The organism is Roseobacter sinensis (assembly GCF_025755255.1).
GTDB classification, from domain to species: Bacteria; Pseudomonadota; Alphaproteobacteria; order Rhodobacterales; family Rhodobacteraceae; genus Roseobacter; species Roseobacter sinensis.
Window position 1 is genome coordinate 430,517 of the sequence record NZ_JALIEB010000002.1, and the last position, 17,637, is coordinate 448,153.

The 17,637-nt window shown below is 63.5% G+C and carries 17 protein-coding genes; 3 read left to right on the forward strand and 14 right to left on the reverse strand.

Translation table 11 applies throughout. The annotated features are described in order from the left end of the window. Positions 1-33: 33 nt before the first annotated feature. Positions 34-690: a phosphoglycolate phosphatase gene (gph, locus tag MUB52_RS05010; RefSeq protein WP_263843097.1), complete on the forward strand. Its 657-nt coding sequence runs from the start codon at positions 34-36 to the stop codon at positions 688-690. Between the two features lie 6 nt (positions 691-696). Here gph and MUB52_RS05015 read toward each other — a convergent pair whose 3' ends face one another. From MUB52_RS05015 to MUB52_RS05025, 3 genes are all read right to left on the reverse strand, one after another. Beyond that, positions 697-1,722 carry an aldose epimerase family protein gene (locus tag MUB52_RS05015; RefSeq protein ID WP_263843098.1) on the reverse strand — a complete coding sequence of 342 codons (1,026 nt, stop codon included), beginning with the start codon at positions 1,720-1,722 and terminating at the stop codon, positions 697-699. 82 nt (positions 1,723-1,804) lie between these two features. Further along, complete coding sequence (locus MUB52_RS05020; protein WP_263843099.1) at positions 1,805-2,815, reverse strand: cytochrome d ubiquinol oxidase subunit II; 1,011 nt, start codon at positions 2,813-2,815, stop codon at positions 1,805-1,807. A gap of 2 nt (positions 2,816-2,817) precedes the next feature. Then, a complete protein-coding gene (locus tag MUB52_RS05025) occupies positions 2,818-4,203 on the reverse strand; it encodes a cytochrome ubiquinol oxidase subunit I (RefSeq protein WP_263843100.1) in 1,386 nt (461 codons plus the stop codon). Between the two features lie 561 nt (positions 4,204-4,764). Here MUB52_RS05025 and MUB52_RS05030 point away from each other — a divergent pair. Continuing rightward, complete coding sequence (locus MUB52_RS05030) at positions 4,765-5,514, forward strand: sulfite exporter TauE/SafE family protein (RefSeq protein ID WP_263843101.1); 750 nt, start codon at positions 4,765-4,767, stop codon at positions 5,512-5,514. Between the two features lie 3 nt (positions 5,515-5,517). On the opposite strand, the gene MUB52_RS05035 is transcribed toward MUB52_RS05030, so the two are convergent. The 7 genes from MUB52_RS05035 to MUB52_RS05065 are packed head-to-tail and all read right to left on the reverse strand — an operon-like array spanning position 5,518 to position 13,195. Beyond that, positions 5,518-6,663 carry an iron-containing alcohol dehydrogenase gene (locus MUB52_RS05035; RefSeq protein ID WP_263843102.1) on the reverse strand — a complete coding sequence of 382 codons (1,146 nt, stop codon included), beginning with the start codon at positions 6,661-6,663 and terminating at the stop codon, positions 5,518-5,520. 4 nt (positions 6,664-6,667) lie between these two features. Next, positions 6,668-8,041 (reverse strand): aldehyde dehydrogenase family protein, encoded by a 1,374-nt coding sequence (locus tag MUB52_RS05040; RefSeq protein ID WP_263843103.1) that lies wholly within the window; start codon positions 8,039-8,041, stop codon positions 6,668-6,670. A gap of 3 nt (positions 8,042-8,044) precedes the next feature. Then, on the reverse strand, positions 8,045-9,409 hold the full coding sequence (locus MUB52_RS05045) for a glutamine synthetase family protein (protein WP_263843104.1): 1,365 nt from the start codon (positions 9,407-9,409) through the stop codon (positions 8,045-8,047). Positions 9,410-9,462: 53 nt separating this feature from the next. Beyond that, the gene (locus tag MUB52_RS05050) at positions 9,463-10,497 is read right to left on the reverse strand and encodes a TRAP transporter substrate-binding protein (RefSeq protein ID WP_263843105.1); all 1,035 of its coding nucleotides are present in this window, start codon (positions 10,495-10,497) and stop codon (positions 9,463-9,465) included. Between the two features lie 46 nt (positions 10,498-10,543). Continuing rightward, positions 10,544-11,866: a TRAP transporter large permease gene (locus MUB52_RS05055; protein ID WP_263843106.1), complete on the reverse strand. Its 1,323-nt coding sequence runs from the start codon at positions 11,864-11,866 to the stop codon at positions 10,544-10,546. After that, positions 11,856-12,434, reverse strand: a complete 579-nt coding sequence (locus MUB52_RS05060; protein WP_263843107.1) for a TRAP transporter small permease subunit — start codon at positions 12,432-12,434, stop codon at positions 11,856-11,858. The genes MUB52_RS05055 and MUB52_RS05060 overlap by 11 nt, the downstream gene beginning before the upstream one ends. Then, positions 12,431-13,195, reverse strand: coding sequence for an N-formylglutamate amidohydrolase (locus MUB52_RS05065; RefSeq protein WP_263843108.1), 765 nt, complete (start codon positions 13,193-13,195; stop codon positions 12,431-12,433). Before MUB52_RS05065 ends, MUB52_RS05060 begins: the two co-directional genes overlap by 4 nt. Before the next feature lie 120 nt (positions 13,196-13,315). Between MUB52_RS05065 and MUB52_RS05070 the strand changes: the two genes are divergently transcribed. Beyond that, positions 13,316-14,188: a MurR/RpiR family transcriptional regulator gene (locus MUB52_RS05070; RefSeq protein ID WP_263843109.1), complete on the forward strand. Its 873-nt coding sequence runs from the start codon at positions 13,316-13,318 to the stop codon at positions 14,186-14,188. Between the two features lie 121 nt (positions 14,189-14,309). On the opposite strand, the gene MUB52_RS05075 is transcribed toward MUB52_RS05070, so the two are convergent. The 4 genes from MUB52_RS05075 to MUB52_RS05090 form a co-directional block, all read right to left on the reverse strand. Further along, entirely contained in the window at positions 14,310-14,846 is a 537-nt protein-coding gene (locus tag MUB52_RS05075; protein ID WP_263843110.1) for a peroxiredoxin-like family protein, read from the reverse strand. 100 nt (positions 14,847-14,946) lie between these two features. Then, entirely contained in the window at positions 14,947-15,756 is an 810-nt protein-coding gene (locus MUB52_RS05080) for an ABC transporter permease (protein WP_263843111.1), read from the reverse strand. Continuing rightward, positions 15,734-16,501 carry an ABC transporter ATP-binding protein gene (locus tag MUB52_RS05085; RefSeq protein WP_263843112.1) on the reverse strand — a complete coding sequence of 256 codons (768 nt, stop codon included), beginning with the start codon at positions 16,499-16,501 and terminating at the stop codon, positions 15,734-15,736. Before MUB52_RS05085 ends, MUB52_RS05080 begins: the two co-directional genes overlap by 23 nt. A gap of 5 nt (positions 16,502-16,506) precedes the next feature. Next, positions 16,507-17,526, reverse strand: a complete 1,020-nt coding sequence (locus tag MUB52_RS05090) for an ABC transporter substrate-binding protein (RefSeq protein ID WP_263843113.1) — start codon at positions 17,524-17,526, stop codon at positions 16,507-16,509. Positions 17,527-17,637: the final 111 nt, after the last annotated feature.

Genomic DNA, 17,637 nt, shown 5'->3' on the forward strand with positions numbered 1-17,637 from the left:
GTGATGCGCTGCCCGCCACGATATGCGGGCGCCATGACCGGCAAGACCACCCTCATCTTCGATCTCGACGGGACGCTCATTCACAGCGCTCCCGACCTGCATGCCGCGCTGAACGCGGCACTCGCTCCGCTGGGGCGCGGCCCGCTCGATCTGGCAACGGTCACCTCTTTTGTCGGAAACGGCGTGGAGAAACTGATCGAACGTGGCCTTTCCGCGACCGGCGGGTTGGACGCCGACTTGCACCGCCGGACCCTGGCGGCCTTCCTGACAGCCTATGAGGCGGATGGCGTCGCGCTCACAACGGTCTACGACGGCGTCCTGCCGCAGCTTCAGCGGCTGCGGGATCGCGGCAAGGCGCTGGGTATCTGCACCAACAAGCCGGAGGGTCCGGCGCGCCATATCTGCGACAGGTTAGGTCTTTCGCCGCATTTCGATGTCATCATCGGGGCACGAGAGGGCCAGCAGAAAAAGCCCGATCCGGCCGCGCTGATGCACACCATCCAGACGCTCGGAGCGGCGCCGGACGACACGCTCTATGTCGGGGACAGCACCGTCGACTTTCGTACGGCGCAGGCGGCTGGGGTCGACTTCTGGCTCTATACCGGCGGGTACCTGAACGGCGACCTGCCACAGGACCGTTGCGCCGGTGTCTTCGCCGATTGGACTCGGCCGGACCTCTTCACCGGCTAGGCGCGGTCAGGCACTTTCCTCGGCGCTGAAGCGCAGCCGGGTCGCGTGCCGGTAGGTCTCGCCGCGGCGCAGGATCACGTCCGGGAAATGCGCATGGTTCGGGGAACAGGGGAAGGCCTGCGTCTCCAGCGCCACCCCTGCAAAGCGGCAGAGCGGCACGCCCCCTTTGCCCACCATCCTGTCGCTGAGGAACCCGCCCGTGTAGACCTGCAGGCCCGGCTGCGTGGTGCTGAGCTCCATCCGGCGCCCCGAGCGGGGATCGAACAGCACCGCCGCAAGTTCGGATCCGTCAAGGCACCAGTTGTGGTCATATCCTCCGCCTTCCCGGTCTGGGCAAAGCGGGCCGATGTCCCGCCCGATCGGCTTGGCTGTGAGAAAATCGAAAGGTGTCCCGGCGACGGCGCGGATCTCCCCGGTGGCCAGCAAGTGATCATCGACCGGGGTGTAGAAGGGGGCGGCAATCCGCAACTGATGATCGAGCACGTCCCCGCTGCCGGCGAGGTTGAAGTAAGCATGGTTGACGATGTTCATCAGCGTCGGCCGATCGGTCTCGGCCTCCATCTCGATGTCCAGTGCGCCGTCATCCATCAGGCTGTAGCGAGCCGAGACAGTCGAGCGCCCGGGAAACCCCATCTCGCCGTCCTCGGTTGTCGTGGCGAAGGTCACGCTGTGGTCGTCGAGGGCCGCGATGCGCCAGATCTTGCGGTCGAATCCGGCCGACCCGCCGTGCAGGTGATGCGCCCCCTCATTGCGGTCGAGCTGCACCGGCTCCCCGTCGATCCGACAGCGCCCCTCCGCGATGCGATTGGCGTATTGGCCACAGGTGGCCCCCAGATACGCGTGATCGTCGACGTAACTTTGAAGCCTGTCGAACCCCAGCACCACATCGGTCATCGCGCCGGAGGCATCGGGCACCCAAAGCCGGGTCAGCCGGGCGCCGTAGGTGATCAGTTCCGCGACAAGTCCGCCATTGGCCAACCGGACCGCTTCGACCGCATGGCCGTCGAGCGTGCCGAACACCTCTGTCTGCATGAACTTGCCCCCGAGTTTTCGGGGGACGATGCCACGGAGACGCGCGCAAAGGCAAAGGGAGTTTTTCGGCCCGGCGTGCGCCTTAGTCGTAGCGCAGCTCCGTCGCCTTGCCGCGGAAGATATAGTAGGACAACGCCGTGTACCCAAGGATCGCCGGCAGCACGAAAAGCGTGCCGATCAGGATGATGAACAGGCTCTCAGGCGCTGCGGCTGCCTCGTAGATCGTGATCTGCTCGGGCACGACGTAGGGGTAGAAGGAGTAGGCCATCCCCGCAAAGGCCAGCGCAAAAAGCGCCATGGCCGCGACGAAAGGACCCCAGGCGCGGCGATCATCCGCATGCGGCAAATGCCGGATCTGCCACCAGAGGTACGCGACCAGCCCGAGCGACAGAAGCGGCATGGGTGACAGGTAGAGAAACTCAGGCAGGCTGAACCACTTGTCGAAGATTCGCGGGCTCACAAAGGGCGTGGCCAGAGAGATCGCACCGATCCCCAGGATCAGGCCCCAGATGCCGCCTCTTGCCCACCCGACGGCCCGCGCCTGAAGCGCTCCATCCGTCTTCGCGATGAGCCAGGCGGCACCAATGAAGCTATAGCCCACGGTCAGGAAGACAGCCGTCAGCAGCGCGAAGGCCACATGGGCCACCGTCCAGGTCAGGCCCATGATGTACATCCCCAGCATGAAGCCCTGGCTCATGGAGGCCAGCAGCGAGCCTGCGAAGAAGGCGGCATTCCACCGGGGTTTCTGCGCTGCGGGCGCCTTGGCGCGAAACTCGAAGGAGACGCCGCGCAGGATCAGCCCGATCAGCATGAGGAACACCGGCAGATAGAGTGCGGTCAGGATAAGGCCATGCGCGGGCGGGAAGGCCACCAGCAGCAGTCCGATGGCCAGCACCAGCCAGGTCTCATTGGCATCCCAGAACGGACCGATCGAGGCCACGAGCCGATCCTTCTCGTCCTCCTGCGCCAGAGGCATCAAGAGGCCCACACCCAGGTCGAACCCGTCGAGGATCACGTAGATCAGGATCGAGAGACCCATGAGCGCTGCAAAGGTCCAAGGCAGCCAGATGGCTGGATCGCCAAACATCTCCATCGCTACTCTCCCGGGATCACGGCGACTTCGGCCTCGCCGCTGCGCGGATAGCGGCGTGACGACAGCGGCTCACCGCGCGATGCCTTGCGCGCCAGATAGGTGATCACGGCGATATAGGCGATCGTGAGTGCCGCGTAGACCGCCAGATAGCCAAGCAGCGTTCCGAGCACCATGCCCGCTGGCACGTCGCTGACCGCGTCCTTCGTCGACAGGACGCCCTGCACCAGCCAGGGTTGCCGACCGATCTCGGTGGTGTACCAGCCTGCCAGCGTCGCGATCCAGCCGCTGAAACTCATCGCGGCAAAGCCAACCAGCGGCAGCGTCGGCATCGCCCCCGCACCGTAGCGGCGCAGCAGGTAGAGTCCGCCCCAGGACAGCACCAGCATCGCCATGCCGGTCCCGACCATGATCCGGAAACTGTAGAAGACCGGCGCCACGGGCGGATGCAGCGCGGTGCCATCCTCTGCCACAAAGTCGTTCAGACCGGGCACTACACCCTCAGGCGTGTGCTTCAGAATGACGGACGCACCGCTTGGGATCCCGATCTCGAAACTGTTCTCCCGTGCCTCTTCATCGGGCACCGCAAAGAGCAGCAGGGGCACGTTCGGGCCGGTCTCCCAGTTGCCCTCCATGGCGGCGACCTTGGCCGGCTGATGCTCCAGCGTGTTGAGCCCGTGGAAATCACCGGCAAGGATTTGCAGCGGGATCAGCGCGGCACCTGTGATGATGCCGAAGCGCAGCGTGGTCTTCACGCTCTCCGCCCGGTCGCCCCAGAGCAGCCGCAGAGCCGAGATACCGGCGACCAGGAAGGCCACCGTGAGGCCTGAGGCCAGCAGCATATGGACCAGCCGATAAGGCATCGACGGGTTGAAGACGATGGCCCACCAGTCGGTGGCATATACGATGCCGTCCCGCAGCTCATACCCCTGCGGCGTGTGCATCCAGGAGTTCAGGACCAGAATCCAGAAGGCCGACATGGTTGTTCCGAAGGCGACGAGGAAGGTCGCCAGCGTGTGTACCCAGGGCTTCACCCGCGAGGCGCCAAAGAGCATGATCCCCAGGAAGACCGCTTCGAGGAAGAAGGCCGTCAGCACCTCATAGGCCAGCAGCGGCCCTGCGACATTCCCAACCGTCTCCATGAAGCCCGGCCAGTTTGTGCCGAACTGGAAGGACATGGTGATCCCCGAGACGACACCCATCGCGAAGGACAGCGCAAAGATCTTCACCCAGAACATGTAGGCGTCCATCCACTTCTGCTCTCCGGTCGCGTTGAACCGCAACTTGAAGAAAAGCAGCACCCAGCCCAAGGCGATGGTGATCGTCGGGAACAGGATGTGAAACGAGATGTTCGCACCGAATTGGATGCGGGACAAAATCAACGTGTCCAATGGTCTACCCTCATACGCGTGGCGCAAGCACGGCGCGCTTGCTACGACAGAAATAGGGGCTGGCATCGGGACGTCAGGAGCCATGCGACGAAACGCGCCGGCCCTGCCGGACAGGGCGGCGGTGGCCCGCGCACCCTCATGCGCGCGAATGAACATGGGGTGTGGCCGTCTGTTTCGCATCTTTGGCGGGCAACGGATTGGCGCGGCCTATGGAGCCAGATGGCAAGGCGGCGCGTCGCCCCCTCTACAACAACTGAGTATATATGAATAAAATCAATATTTTAGATTTGACTTCTCTCCTTTGCATGAGGCTGCATCACGCTCGGACGGGGACCGCAGTCCGCAGAAAAACCGTGCAGCTTCGCGTGGCCAAAATCGCAACGGACATACCGAATGCGAGACACGGACCTCGCCTGTTTCTCTCAGTGCCGCGGGCTGCGACAGACTGTTGCAGGGGCTTGGCAGCGCACATAGTCCGCGGGTGGAATTGACAGAGCGCCCGTTTCGGATGACTTTTCGCCAAGCCGCGCAGCGCAGAGAACCAGGGCAGGACCGCTCCCTTTGGATCAGGGCACAACACTTATCGTCGCGGGCGCGGCCTTCCTTTTTGCAGGTGCTGTCAAGGGGCTGGCCGGCATCGGCATGCCGACAGCGGCGATTGCGCTGATGACGCTGTTTCTCGATCCACGGACCGCCATCGCTCTGGTGCTCTTTCCGATGATCGGCTCGAACGCCTGGCAGCTTTTGCGGGCGGGCCAGCTTGCGCGCACCGTGCGGCGGTACGGGCTCTTCGCCGTCGTGCTGCTTGGCGGGGTGACGGCCACGGCTTTTGCCACCCAGAACACCGGCGACCGCGCATTGCTCGCGATTCTCGGGCTGGTGATCCTCTTTTTCGTGGCCGTCTCGTGGCGGGGCCTCGTGCCGCCGCTCCCAGAGCGGCATGACAATGCCGCACAGGTCGGGTTTGCGCTTCTCGCCGGTGTCGTTGGCGGCATGACAGCGGGCTGGGGCGCGCCACTCGCGATGTATCTGGCCACCAAGCGGGTCGACAAGGATGAATTCGTGCGCGCCAGCGGGTTCCTGATCTTCGTGGGCAGCCTGCCGCTCTGCCTGGCCTACATCCAGCTGGGATTCCTCACCGGGCCCCTGGCCGGCGCATCCGCCGCGATGCTGATCCCCACTCTGATCGGCTTCAGCCTCGGCGAGGTCTTCCGCAACCGTCTCACCGGAGACGGCTTTCGCACCGCGATCCTGATCGTCTTCGTCTTCATGGGGCTCAACCTGCTCCGCCGGGCGATCTGGTATGGCTGAGGGCTAGAAGCAGGCCTCCAGCAGCTCGGTTGTGTTCTTCACCGTCATCTTGACAGGGTTGCCACCCACGCTCGGGTCCTGCATCGCGGATGCCACAAGCTGATCGATGTTTGGGTTTTTCACACCGAGGTCCGTCAGGGTCTTAGGAATATTCAACTTCGCGTTCAACTCACCCACAAAGGCGTAGAACCCGTCGAACCCGCCCGAGATGCTGAGGTAGTTCGCAGCCCGGGCGAGGTGCTTGCGCACCTTCGGACGGTTGAACATCAAGACCGGCTGCATGACGACGGCGTTGGTGGTGCCGTGATGGGTGTGATGCACAGCGCCAATCGGGTGTGACAGCGCGTGGATGGCCCCAAGGCCCTTCTGGAAGGCGGTCGCCCCCATGGCCGCCGCCGACATCATATGCGCCCGCGCTTCGAGGTTGGTGCCGTCCTCAAAGGCGGTCAGCAGGTTGTCCTTGACCAGCTTCATCCCCTCCAGCGCGATGCCCTGCGACATCGGGTGGTAGTGCGGCGAGCAATAGGCCTCAAGACAATGCGCAAAGGCGTCCATGCCCGTTCCGGCGGTGATCGCAGGCGGCATGCCGACGGTCAGCTCCGGATCGCAGATCACGACCGAGGGCAGGATCTTGGGGTGGAAGATGATCTTCTTCTCATGGGTCTCGGAATTGGTGACCACGCTCGCACGCCCCACTTCCGAGCCCGTCCCCGCCGTGGTCGGCACCGCAACGATGGGCGCGATGGCATCGGCATCGGCGCGGGTCCACCAGTCGCCGATGTCCTCGAAATCCCACAAGGGCCGCGTCTGCCCCGCCATGAAAGCGATCACCTTGCCGAGATCGAGCCCAGAGCCGCCACCAAAAGCCACCACACCGTCGTGGCCGCCCTCGCGAAACATCCGCAAACCCTCTTCGGCGTTCTTCTCGGTCGGGTTTGGGTCCACATCCGAGAACATCGCGCGGCCCAGACCTGCGGAGGTCAGCAGTTCCAGCGTGTTCTGGGTGATCGGCAAATCGGCCAGCCCCTTGTCGGTGACCAACAGCGGCTTGGTGATGCCCGCCACTGCACAGGCTTCCGCAATTTCCGAGATGCGGCCCGCGCCAAAGCGGATGGCGGTGGGGTAGGACCAATTCGCAGTCAGTGTCATCGGATCACGCCTTCTTCAGGTGGTACGACTTTGGGCGCGTCAGATTGTGATACCCGATCACCGACAGCCCCCCGCCCCGTCCGGTATCCTTGCAGCCGGTCCAGCACAAGCCCGGATCGAGGTAGTCCGCGCGGTTCATAAACACGGTGCCCGTCTCGATCGCGTCGCCAACGGCCTCAGCGCGGCCCGTGTCCGGCGTCCAGAGCGAGGCGGTCAGCCCATAAGCGCTGTCGTTCATCAGCCGGATGGCTTCGGCGTCGTCCTTCACCGGCATGATCCCCACAACCGGGCCAAAGCTTTCCTCGCGCATGACGCGCATGGTGTGATCCACATCCACAAGGATCTGCGGCATGAGATATGCGCCCCCGTCTTCGGGGAAAAGCGACTTGTCGATCAGCGCCTTGGCGCCCGCTTCTACAGCCTCTGCCGTCTGCGCCCGCACCTCATCCGCAAAGCGCACCTGCGCCATGGGGCCGAGGGTTGTCTCTGCCTCCAGCGGATTGCCGAGCTTGTAGGATTCGACGATCGAGACCGCCTTATCCACAAAGGTCCGGAACAGCGGCTCGGCGACGTAGATCCGCTCGATCCCGCAGCAGCACTGACCGGAGTTGAACATGGCCCCGTCGATCAGCGTGTCCGCGGCCGCCTCGACATCCGCGTCGTCCATAACGTACCCGGGGTCCTTCCCGCCCAACTCCAGCCCCAGCGCGGTGAATGTGCCGGACGCCGCCGCCTCCATCGCGCGCCCGCCGCTCACCGATCCGGTGAAGTTGACGAACCCAAAGGCGCGGTCCGCGATCAGCGCGGAGGTGGTCTTGTGATCGAGAAAAACGTTCTGGAAGACATCCTCCGGCACCCCCGCTGCATGGAACGCCCGCGCCATGCGTTCGCCCACCAGAGGCGTCTGGCTCGCGTGTTTCAGCATGACCGCATTGCCCGCGATCAGCGCCGGGGCCACCGTGTTGATCGCGGTCATATAGGGATAGTTCCAAGGTGCGACGACCAGAACCAGCCCATGGGGCATGCGCTTGATCATGCGCCGGAACGCGCCGCTGTCCTCGACCTCAATGGGCGCCAGCGCCTCCTCTGCGATGCCGGCCATATACTGGCTGCGCTCGTTGAACCCGCCGAACTCGCCGCCATAGCGCACAGGCCGACCCATCTGCCATGCGAGCTCGGGCACGATCTCATCGTTCATCGCGCCCACGTTGGCGACGCCCTTCAACACCAGATCGATGCGCTCCTGCAAAGGCCGTACAGCCCAGGCCGCCTGCGCCGCCTTGCCCTTGGCCACGGCTTCGGCGGCCTCGAACTCGGTCAGAACCGGACGCGTGACATAGACGGAGCCGTCGATGGGTGAGACACAGGTGATGGTCATGGCTCAGGCCCTTTCAAAGCCGCGCGCGATCTCCCAATCGGTCACGGCGCGGTCAAATTCTTCCTGCTCCCATTCGGCGCAGCGGGTGTAGTGATCGACCACGTCGTCCCCCATCGCTGCGCGCAGCATGGCCGAGCTGCGCAAGGTCTCGGTCGCCGCGCGCAGCGTCTGCGGGATATCGGCCGCCGCGGCATCTTCATAGACGTCGCCCTTGGTGGGTGGGGCGAGCTCCAGTTTGTCCTCGATCCCCTTGATGCCTGCGGCCAGCATAGCGGCTTGAGCCAGGTAAGGGTTGATGTCGGACCCGCCGATCCGGCATTCGACGCGCACCCCCTTGGTCCCGTCTCCACAAAGCCGGAAGCCTGCCGTGCGGTTATCGACCGACCAGACGGTTTTCGTGGGCGCAAAGGTGCCCTTGGCGAAACGCTTGTAGCTGTTCACGTAAGGCGCGAGGAAAAACGTGTAATCCGGCGCGTAGGCGATCAGCCCGGCCATATAGTGTTTCATCAGCTGCGACATGCCCAAGGCGTCGTCGGCGTCATGGAAGGCGGGCGTGTCGCCCTGCCAGAGCGACTGGTGCACATGGGACGAACTGCCCACCTTGTCCGCCGCCCATTTCGGCAGGAAGCTTGCGGCATGGCCCTGCTGCCAGGCAATCTCCTTGACGGCATGTTTGGCAATGCTGTGGTGATCGGCGCAATCGAGCGCAGGCGCGTAGCGGATGTTCAACTCCTCCTGCCCGGTCTCGGCCTCACCCTTGGTGTTCTCGACCGGTACACCTGCGGCATGGAGGTGGTTGCGCAGCGGGCGCATGATCCCCTCTTCCTTGGTGGTCTGCAGGATGTGGTAGTCTTCATTGTAGCCGCTGATCGGCGCCAGATCGCGGAAGCCCGAGGCGCGGATGGCATCGTAGGACTTCTCGAAGAGGAAGAACTCCAATTCCGTCGCCATCATGGCGGTGAGCCCCATCGCCTCCAGTCGAGCGATCTGCCGTTTCAACACCGCACGCGGATCATGCGGCACCGGCGCATGGGTGTGGTGATCGAGGATATCGCAGAGCACCATCGCCGTGCCTTCCAGCCAGGGCATGGGTCGGATCGTGCTCAGATCCGGGCGCATCACATAATCGCCATAGCCCGCCTGCCACGAGGTGCTGGCATAGCCATCGGGCGTGGCCATCTCCAGATCGGTGGCCAGCAGGTAGTTGCAGCAGTGCGTCTCGGCATGGGAATGCTCGACGAAGTTTGCCGCGTGGAAGCGCTTGCCCATCAGCCGGCCCTGCATGTCCACAAGGCAGACCAGAACCGTGTCGACCCCGCCCTCCGCCACCTGCGATTTCAACTGCTCAAAGCTCAGTGTGCCAGCCATGGGAGTGTCCGTTTGCAAAAAGTCGGGGCGACCTGCGCCGCCCCCGGGAAGGGTTAGCCGTACCGGTAGGGCCGTCCAGCCTTGACCATATCGGCATTGTATTGCTTGAAGATCTCGACAACCTTCGCCTTGGTCTCGCTCTCCGCGGCGATCTCGTCCCAGAACTTGAGCGCCGCGTCCTCGACCTGCTGCCATTCCGCATCGGGGATCGAGGTCAGCTCCAGCTTGGTGCCGTTGACGCGCAGGTTGGCCTCGCCGCCCCAGTACCACCACTGGCGATAATAATGCGACTGATCCATGCAGACCTTCAACAGCTCTTTCAGGTCATCCGGCAGCGCGTTGTAGCTTTCCATATTGGCAAAGAACGAGCCTGCCCAGGCGCCGGAGATGTTATTGGTCAGGAAGTAGTTGGTCACATCCGCCCAACCGACGGTGTAGTCTTCGGTGATGCCGGACCACGCGATACCGTCGAGCTCGCCGGTTTGTACGGCCACCTCGATGTCTTCCCATGGCAGCGTCACCGGGACCACGCCGAATTGCGTGAGGAACCGACCCGCGGTCGGGAAGGTGAATACACGCTTGCCCTTGAGGTCTTCGAGGCTGCGGATCGGATCCTTGGTGGCGAAATGGCAGGGGTCCCAGGCACCGGCGCTGAGGTGTTTAACGCCCACCGCCGAGTACTCCGCGTCCCAGATTTCATTGAGACCGTATTGGTTGAAGAGCACCGGCACGTCGAGCGAGTAACGCGAGGCGAAGGGGAAGTAACCGCCGAAGACGGTGACTTCCGTGGGCGAGGCCATCGAGTCGTCATCGGACTGCACCGCGTCGATGGTGCCGTTTTGCATCGCGCGGAAGAGCTCGCCGGTGGGCACCAGCTGGTCCGCAAAGAACAGCTCGATCTGCATCCGGTCGCCCGCGATCTTGTTGAAGCTGTCGATGGCGGGCTTGATCACATGCTCGGCCAGCGCCGGGCCCGCATAGGTCTGCATGCGCCATTGAATGGTGCCTTGCGCGATCGCCGGCGCCGCCAGCGGAGCCGCGGCGGCACCCGCCGCGGCGGTCGTGAGAAACTTGCGTCTTGTTGTCATGGTCTTACTCCTTGTTGATTTGAACGCCCCGTCCGCGGGGTCTTGATTATTTTCCGTAAACATACTCCGGCAGCCACAGCGCGATCTGCGGGAAACTCATGATCAGGGCAAGGCAGCCGATCATCACGAGCACGAAAGGCAGGATCGAGGTATAGATGTCCTTCAGCGTGATCTCGGGCGGCGCCATCGCGCGCATGAGGAAGAGGTTATAGCCGAAGGGCGGCGTCATGTAGGCGATCTGCGTGGTGATCGTATAGAGCACCCCGTACCAGATCAGATCGAAGCCAAGTGCCGCCACGAGTGGTACATACAAAGGCGCCACGATCACCAGCATCGCAGTGTCATCGAGGAAGGTGCCCATCAGCAAAAACGACAACTGCATCAGGATCAGGATCATCCAGGGGTTCAGGCCCAGTTGCTCGGTAAAGAGCTGGTCAATGGCCTTCACGGCGCCCAGCCCGTCGAAGACCGCGCCAAACCCCAAGGCGGCAAGGATGATCCACATGAACATGCAGGAAATCGCCAGGGTCTGGCGCACCGAGGTCTCGAAGACCTCGCGGGTCATGCGGCCCTTGAGGACCGCAGCTGCGAGGGCCGTCAGCGCCCCGATGGCCGAGCTTTCCACGAGGCTGGTCCAGCCGTTCACGAAAGGCACCATCATCGCCATGAAGATCACGATGGGCAGCAGCCCCGCGCGCAGCAGCCGCAGCTTCTCGCCCATCGGCACCGTGCGCTCTTCCGCCGGCAGCACAGGCCCGAGCGCCGGGGTGACGCGACAACGCAGATAGATGTAGAGAATGAAAGCCGCCGCCATCATCAGCCCCGGCACCACGCCCGCAAGCCACAGTTGCCCCACGGGCTGCCGCGCGATCATCGCGTAGAGCACAAGGACGACCGAAGGCGGCACCAGAATACCTAGCGACGAGCCTGCCTGAATGACCCCCGTCACCATGCGCTTGTCATAGCCCCTTCGCAGCAGCTCCGGCAGCGCAATCGTGGCGCCAATCGCCATACCTGCGACACTGAGGCCATTCATGGCCGAGACCAGCACCATCAGCCCGATGGTGCCAATCGCCAGACCGCCGGACACGGGGCCCATCCACACATGAAACATGCGGTAGAGATCATCGGCGATCCGGCTTTCCGATAGGATGTATCCCATGAAGATAAACATCGGCAGCGTCAGCAGCGGGTACCAGTTCATCAGCTTCATCGCCGCCGAGAACGGGATATTCACGCCCCCGGGATCCCAAAGCAGGATCGCCGCCAGAGCTGCGACCCCGCCGATGGCGCCGAAGACTCGCTGACCCGTCATCAGCATCAGCATCATCGAGGCGAACATGCAGATCGCGATCAACTCATACGACATGCAGGTCAACCTTCCGCAGCGTCGCGATATCCTTGATCAGCTCCGAGATCGCCTGCAGCAGCATCAGGAAGAAACCCAGGATCATCACCGCCTTGATCGGCCAGATATAGGGCCGCCAGGCGGTGCTGGAGCGCTCCAGCCGCCCGATCTCCTCCGTACCTGTCAGCAGCCCCGCAAAATAGACCAGCGGCTCCTGCCCCCAGTAGCCCAGCGAATAGGCCGTAGACCCCAGCGCGCCGTAAAGCAACACGCCCAGGTAGAAGATCAGCAAGAGCACGGTGAAGGCGTCGAACCAGGCCTTCTTGCGCACCGACCAATCGTGATAGAAGAGATCCATGCGCACATTGGCGCCCAGTTGCATCGCGTAAGGCCCGCCGGTGATATAGTAGGCCACCATGGCGAATTGCGCCATCTCCAGCGTCCAGAGCGTCGGCAGAAAGAATGTCTTGGAGATCGACGACCACAGCAGGATGCCCATCATCACGAAGATGCCGTACATCATGATCCGCCCGATGCGGTAGTTGACCGCATCCACCCATCGTACATAGACGGATGCCATCCGCCTCATGCCGCTATCTCCACCGCGCTGAGGCTATCGGTGATCCAGCCGGCGAGCATCCGCGCCGTTGCGGCCTGTGTTTGAGGTGTCGCGATCAGATCGTTGCGCACCTCCAGCATCACATTCGGAATGCCGCGGCCAATTCCGTGCAGCTGCAAGGTATGGGTCACGCCGTCCGCGGGACCATAGGGCGCATTGCGTTCGACCCGGAAGGTCGTATGCGCGCCGCTGCATGCGAGCATCGCATCGGCCAAGCGCCGATCCTCATCGTGCAGCACACCGATCTCGACCACGCGGCGCTGTCCCATGAAGACCGGTGTGAAGCTGTGCACCGTCACCAGCACCCGTGCTTGGGCGGCGGTCATCGTCTCGCGTACAGCGGCTTCGAACGGTAAATAGTACTGCGCGACGCGCGTGGTCCTGTCCTTGTGTGACAGGCCGATGTTTCCGGGGATGTCGCGCCCCTCGCTCTGCTCCAGGATGGCGGATGGCGCCTTGGGCGGGCGGTTGCAGTCATAGACAAGCCGCGAAACACCGCCGGCGACCAATGGCGCATCGAGCGCCGCGGACAGCCCCCGTGCCACGCCCAGCGCGCCGGGGTCCCAAGCGGCATGACCCAAGCGCATATCCTCCGTCAATCCGAGATGATCGAGCGCGGCCGGGATATGGTGGCTGGCGTGTTCACAGATCAGAACCACGCCAGATCTGCCTGCGGCGTGGATCACCTGCACCGCCTCATCGTCTTGAATTCCGCGCCTCTGATCAGACATTTCGCCCCCGGTCCGGCACAAATGTCTTGCCGGATCGGGATTCTGTCAACACAATACTGAAATTCCCTGTTCAGTTTGAGCAGGCCTGTAATAAAACCCGTCAAAACGAAGGCACAGCATGTGCATGACGCTAGTCTGACAATCGCCGACCGCATCCAGGCTCATCTATCAACCTTGACCCGGGCGGAGCGGCAGCTGGCGGATGCGATCCTCGAAAACTACCCCGCATCCGGTCTCGGCCCCATTGCAACGCTCGCGCAAGATGCCGATGTCTCGACCCCTACGGTCGCTCGCATGGTGCAGAAGCTGGGTTTCAAGGGATATCCCGAGTTCCAGGCGGACCTGCGCGAGGAGCTCAAGGCCCAGCTCAGCGGCCCCATCGCCAAGCACGACACCTGGGCCGAAGGCGCGCCGGAAGGCCACATGCTCAACCGCTTCACCGAAGCGGTGATCGGCAACATCCGCCAGTCGCTCGGCCAGATCGACACGGGCGATTTCGATGCGGCCTGTGCCCAGCTCGCCGACAGCAGCTCGCGGCTGCACATCGTCGGCGGGCGCATCACCCACACGATGGCGGAGTACCTGTTTCTGCACATGCAGATGATGCGCGGCGATGTGGTGCACATCCAGTCGACCTCGAATGCCTGGCCGCACTATCTGCTCGACGTGAAAGAGGGCGACACCTTCGTGATCTTCGACGTGCGCCGCTACGAGAGCAACACACTGAAACTGGCCGAGATGGCGCGCAGCCGCGGGGCGCGCATCATTCTCTTCACCGACCAGTGGCGCTCCCCCATCCACAGCCTGTCCGACATCTGCTTTTCCAGCCGCATCGTCGTGCCGTCCGCCTGGGATTCCGCGACCACCACGCTGCTGTTGGTCGAAACCCTGATCGCAGCGGTGCAGGATCTCTCCTGGCCCGACACCCGCGATCGGATGCAGACGCTGGAAGAGATGTTCGATCAGACCAAGCTCTTCAGGAAGTTCACTTGAAGCACTCCGCCAGGACCGCACCACCCTTGCATCGGAGGCGCTTCATCCGCCCCCCTCGCCAACACCGGGCGTCTCCTGAACAGGAGAGGCCCGGGACATGTCATGCGGCGCAGCCGCGCCTTCAAACAGCGCCGGTGTATTCGCCGCGCGCCGGGTAGTCATTGCCAATCGCAAAGTCGAGCGCGCCGACGAGTTCCGAGAAATGCGGGCGCACGAAGGGCATCGTTTGCACCGACCCGTAATAGAGCGTCTGCTGCGGCGTGACCATAAAGAGCCCCGGCTCGGAAAAGAGCGCAGGCTCCTCGATCCCGATCGAGGTCTTGCCGCGCGACGTGGAGATATAGAGCCCCCAGTCCTTCGCCTTGGCCAGCGGCAGATCATAGCCGAAGCGCAGCGCCGTGGCCGAGATCTTGTCGGCCATCGCCTGCGCCCGCTCCTCTTCGTCGCTGCTGATCGCGATGGTCTTCACGCCGCGCTCGGCAAACTCCGGCGTGCGCTTCTCCAGTTCGGCCAGATAAGTCGCACAGAGCGGACAGTGCAGCCCGCGATAAAAGCAGACAACCGTGCCGCGCTCGGATCCGTCATTGGCAAGATCGAACATCCCACCCCCCAACAGCGGCACTTGAAGATCAGGGGTTTTCTGGCGGGGCATCAGCATCGGTTGGTCTCCTTCATTCACTCTTCGGGGTTGGTCTCACGAAAGCCGGACAGTGACCAGCGGCCGCTGATCACGATCCCTTGTGCGCGCTTGTGCGCTGTCAGGTCCGCCAGTCCAAAAGCCGCCGTTCGATCACCCCGATCACCGCACTCACCAGCACACCCAGCACGGAGAGGATCACGACACCCGCAAAGAGCCGCTCCAGATCGTAAAGCGACCCTGCCTCGAGGATGTAGGCGCCAATCCCGTATTCCGCCCCCAACATCTCGGCCGCCACCAGCAGGATGATCGCAATCGCCAGACTGATCCGCAGCCCCGCGAGGATGCCCGGCATCGCCCCCGGCAGCACGATCTTGCGCACGATGCTGAACCAGTCCAGCCCAAAGCTTTGCCCCATGCGGATCAGCGTCCGGTCGACGTTATCCACAGCCGCAAAGGTCGCGACCACGGTGGGCGTGAAAGTGCCAAAGGCGATCAGCGCGTATTTGCTGCCCTCGTCGATCCCGAACCAGATCACGAAGAGCGGCAAGAGCGCGATCTTCGGAATCGGGAAGATCGCGGCGACCAGAGGCACCAAACCGGCCCGCACAAAAGAGAACAATCCGATCAAGAACCCCACACCTATCCCCAGCGACGCTCCCAGCGCAGCACCCACCAGCAGGCGCAGAAGCGACGGGATCAGATGCTGGAACAGGAGCCCCGAGCTGTAAAGCTCTCCAAACGTTTGCAAAACATCGCTTGGGCGCGGCAGCGTCAGCGGTGAGATCACGCCTGTCCGTGTGCCCCATTCTGCCAGCAGAAGCAGCGCTGCAAAGACCACAAACCCGACCCATCGCCGGCTCTGATGGGTAAATCCACCCCCTCTAAATACAACCTTTGAGCCCTGGTTATCCACGCAGCAGCTCCGCATCTGCCGCCGCAGCTTCCGCCCTCATGAGCTCCCAGAGGTGTTTTTGCGTCACCTCCAGATCCGCATCGCCATAGCCGCGGTCGGCCAGCGGTTTGTCCAGGCTGACGACCTCGCGCAGCTCTCCGGGCCGCCGCGACAGCACCACGATGCGGTGCCCCAGCCGCACCGCTTCGGCGAGATTGTGCGTCACATAAACTGCCGTAAATGGCTGTCTTGTCCACAGGCCCACGAGATCCTCCATCAGCAGCTCCCGCGTCTGGCTGTCGAGCGCCGACAGCGGCTCGTCCATCAGCAGCACTGCCGGTCTGACCACCAGCGCCCGCGCAATCGCCACGCGTTGTTTCATGCCGCCGGACAGCTGCCGCGGCAGCGCATCGGCGAATTCGGTGAGCCGCGTGCGCCCGAGCACATCCGCGACCATGGCGCGTGCTTCATCGCGTCCGATCGGATGATCCTCCAGCACCAGCGACACGTTCCCCGCCACGCTGCGCCACGGCAGCAGCGCAAAGTCCTGAAAGATGAAGGTGAGCGGGTTGAGACATCCTTGAGGCGGCTGCCCCACCTGCAGCACCTCGCCCCGCGCCGGTTGCTCGAGCCCGCCCATCATGCGCAGCAGGGTGGACTTGCCGCACCCGGACGGGCCCACGATGCAGACGATCTCGCCCTCTGGCACCTTCAGATCGATGTCGCGCAGCACCTCCCGGCCTGCATAGCTGTGGCCGACCCCGGCCAGGCGCAGCTCCATAGGCGTCAGCTGCCGAGGGTCTCGACGTAGGAGGTATCGAGCAATGTCTCCAGTGTGATACCCTCATCCACCAGCCCTTCGGACTGGAACCACTTCAGCTGATCGCGCACCGAAGCCACGTTCAGCGCCGCCCCCCCGTTCAGCCGCATCGTGCCGTTGATGATCGAGGCGGCTGCCGTCTCGCGCGGGCGGTCTGTGTAGACATATTTGTGGATCAGATCGACCATCGCATCGACGCCCGCCTGCCCGCTCTCCTGCGCGATCATCGTGGCGTTGTAGTCCGCCACGCCACGGGCATAGGCGCTCAGATAGTCCCCTGTCATGTCCCGTTCATCCGCGGCGTTCGTCGCCGAGGTAAAGACGGTGGTCACCTGATAGTCGGGCAGATAGTCGGCGATATCGCCGATGATGTGAACCGCCCCAGATGCGGCGAGCGGCTTGGCGATATGCGGCACGATCGACCAGGCGTCGATCTGCCCGGACTTGAGCGCGCCGATGATCGCACCCACCTTCTGCAGCGGCTTGAACGACAGCGACACGCCTTCCGCGGCCGCGACCTTAGAGCCCATGTAGTGAAAAGAAGACCCGGCCGTCGACATCCCGAAGCTCTTTCCATCCAGCGCGGCGGGCGCGGTCAGCCCGGCCTGGAAGGCCGCATCGCTGGCGAGGATCTTCTGCCCGTCGATACCCGGCTCTTCCGAAAGCGCGCCGCCGATCACCTTGATCGCCCCCTTGTCGGCCAGCGACACAAGCCCGCCCGAGATCGCGGTGATGGCGTAGTCCACATCGCCGCTGGCAATCGCAACGGCCATGGGCTGCGCGGCCTGAAAGAACTTCAGCTCGACCTCCAACCCGGCCTCTGCGAAATACCCACGCTCGAAGGCGATGAAACTGCCTGCGTGGCTGGTGAAGCGCAAGGCGCCCACGGTGATCTTGCGCCCTGCGGCACAGGCTGGGGCCGCCAACCCGACTGCGGTTGCCGCACCCAAGGCCCCCAAGGCCTGCCGGCGATTGAACTCCGTCATCTCTCTCTCCCTGTCTCCCAAAGACGATTGCTCGAAGCTTACCCTACGAGCGTCCGGCTGCAAGCGGCGATGCCCCCTTGCCTCGGCCGGGCACGGGCCGGTATAGCGCGG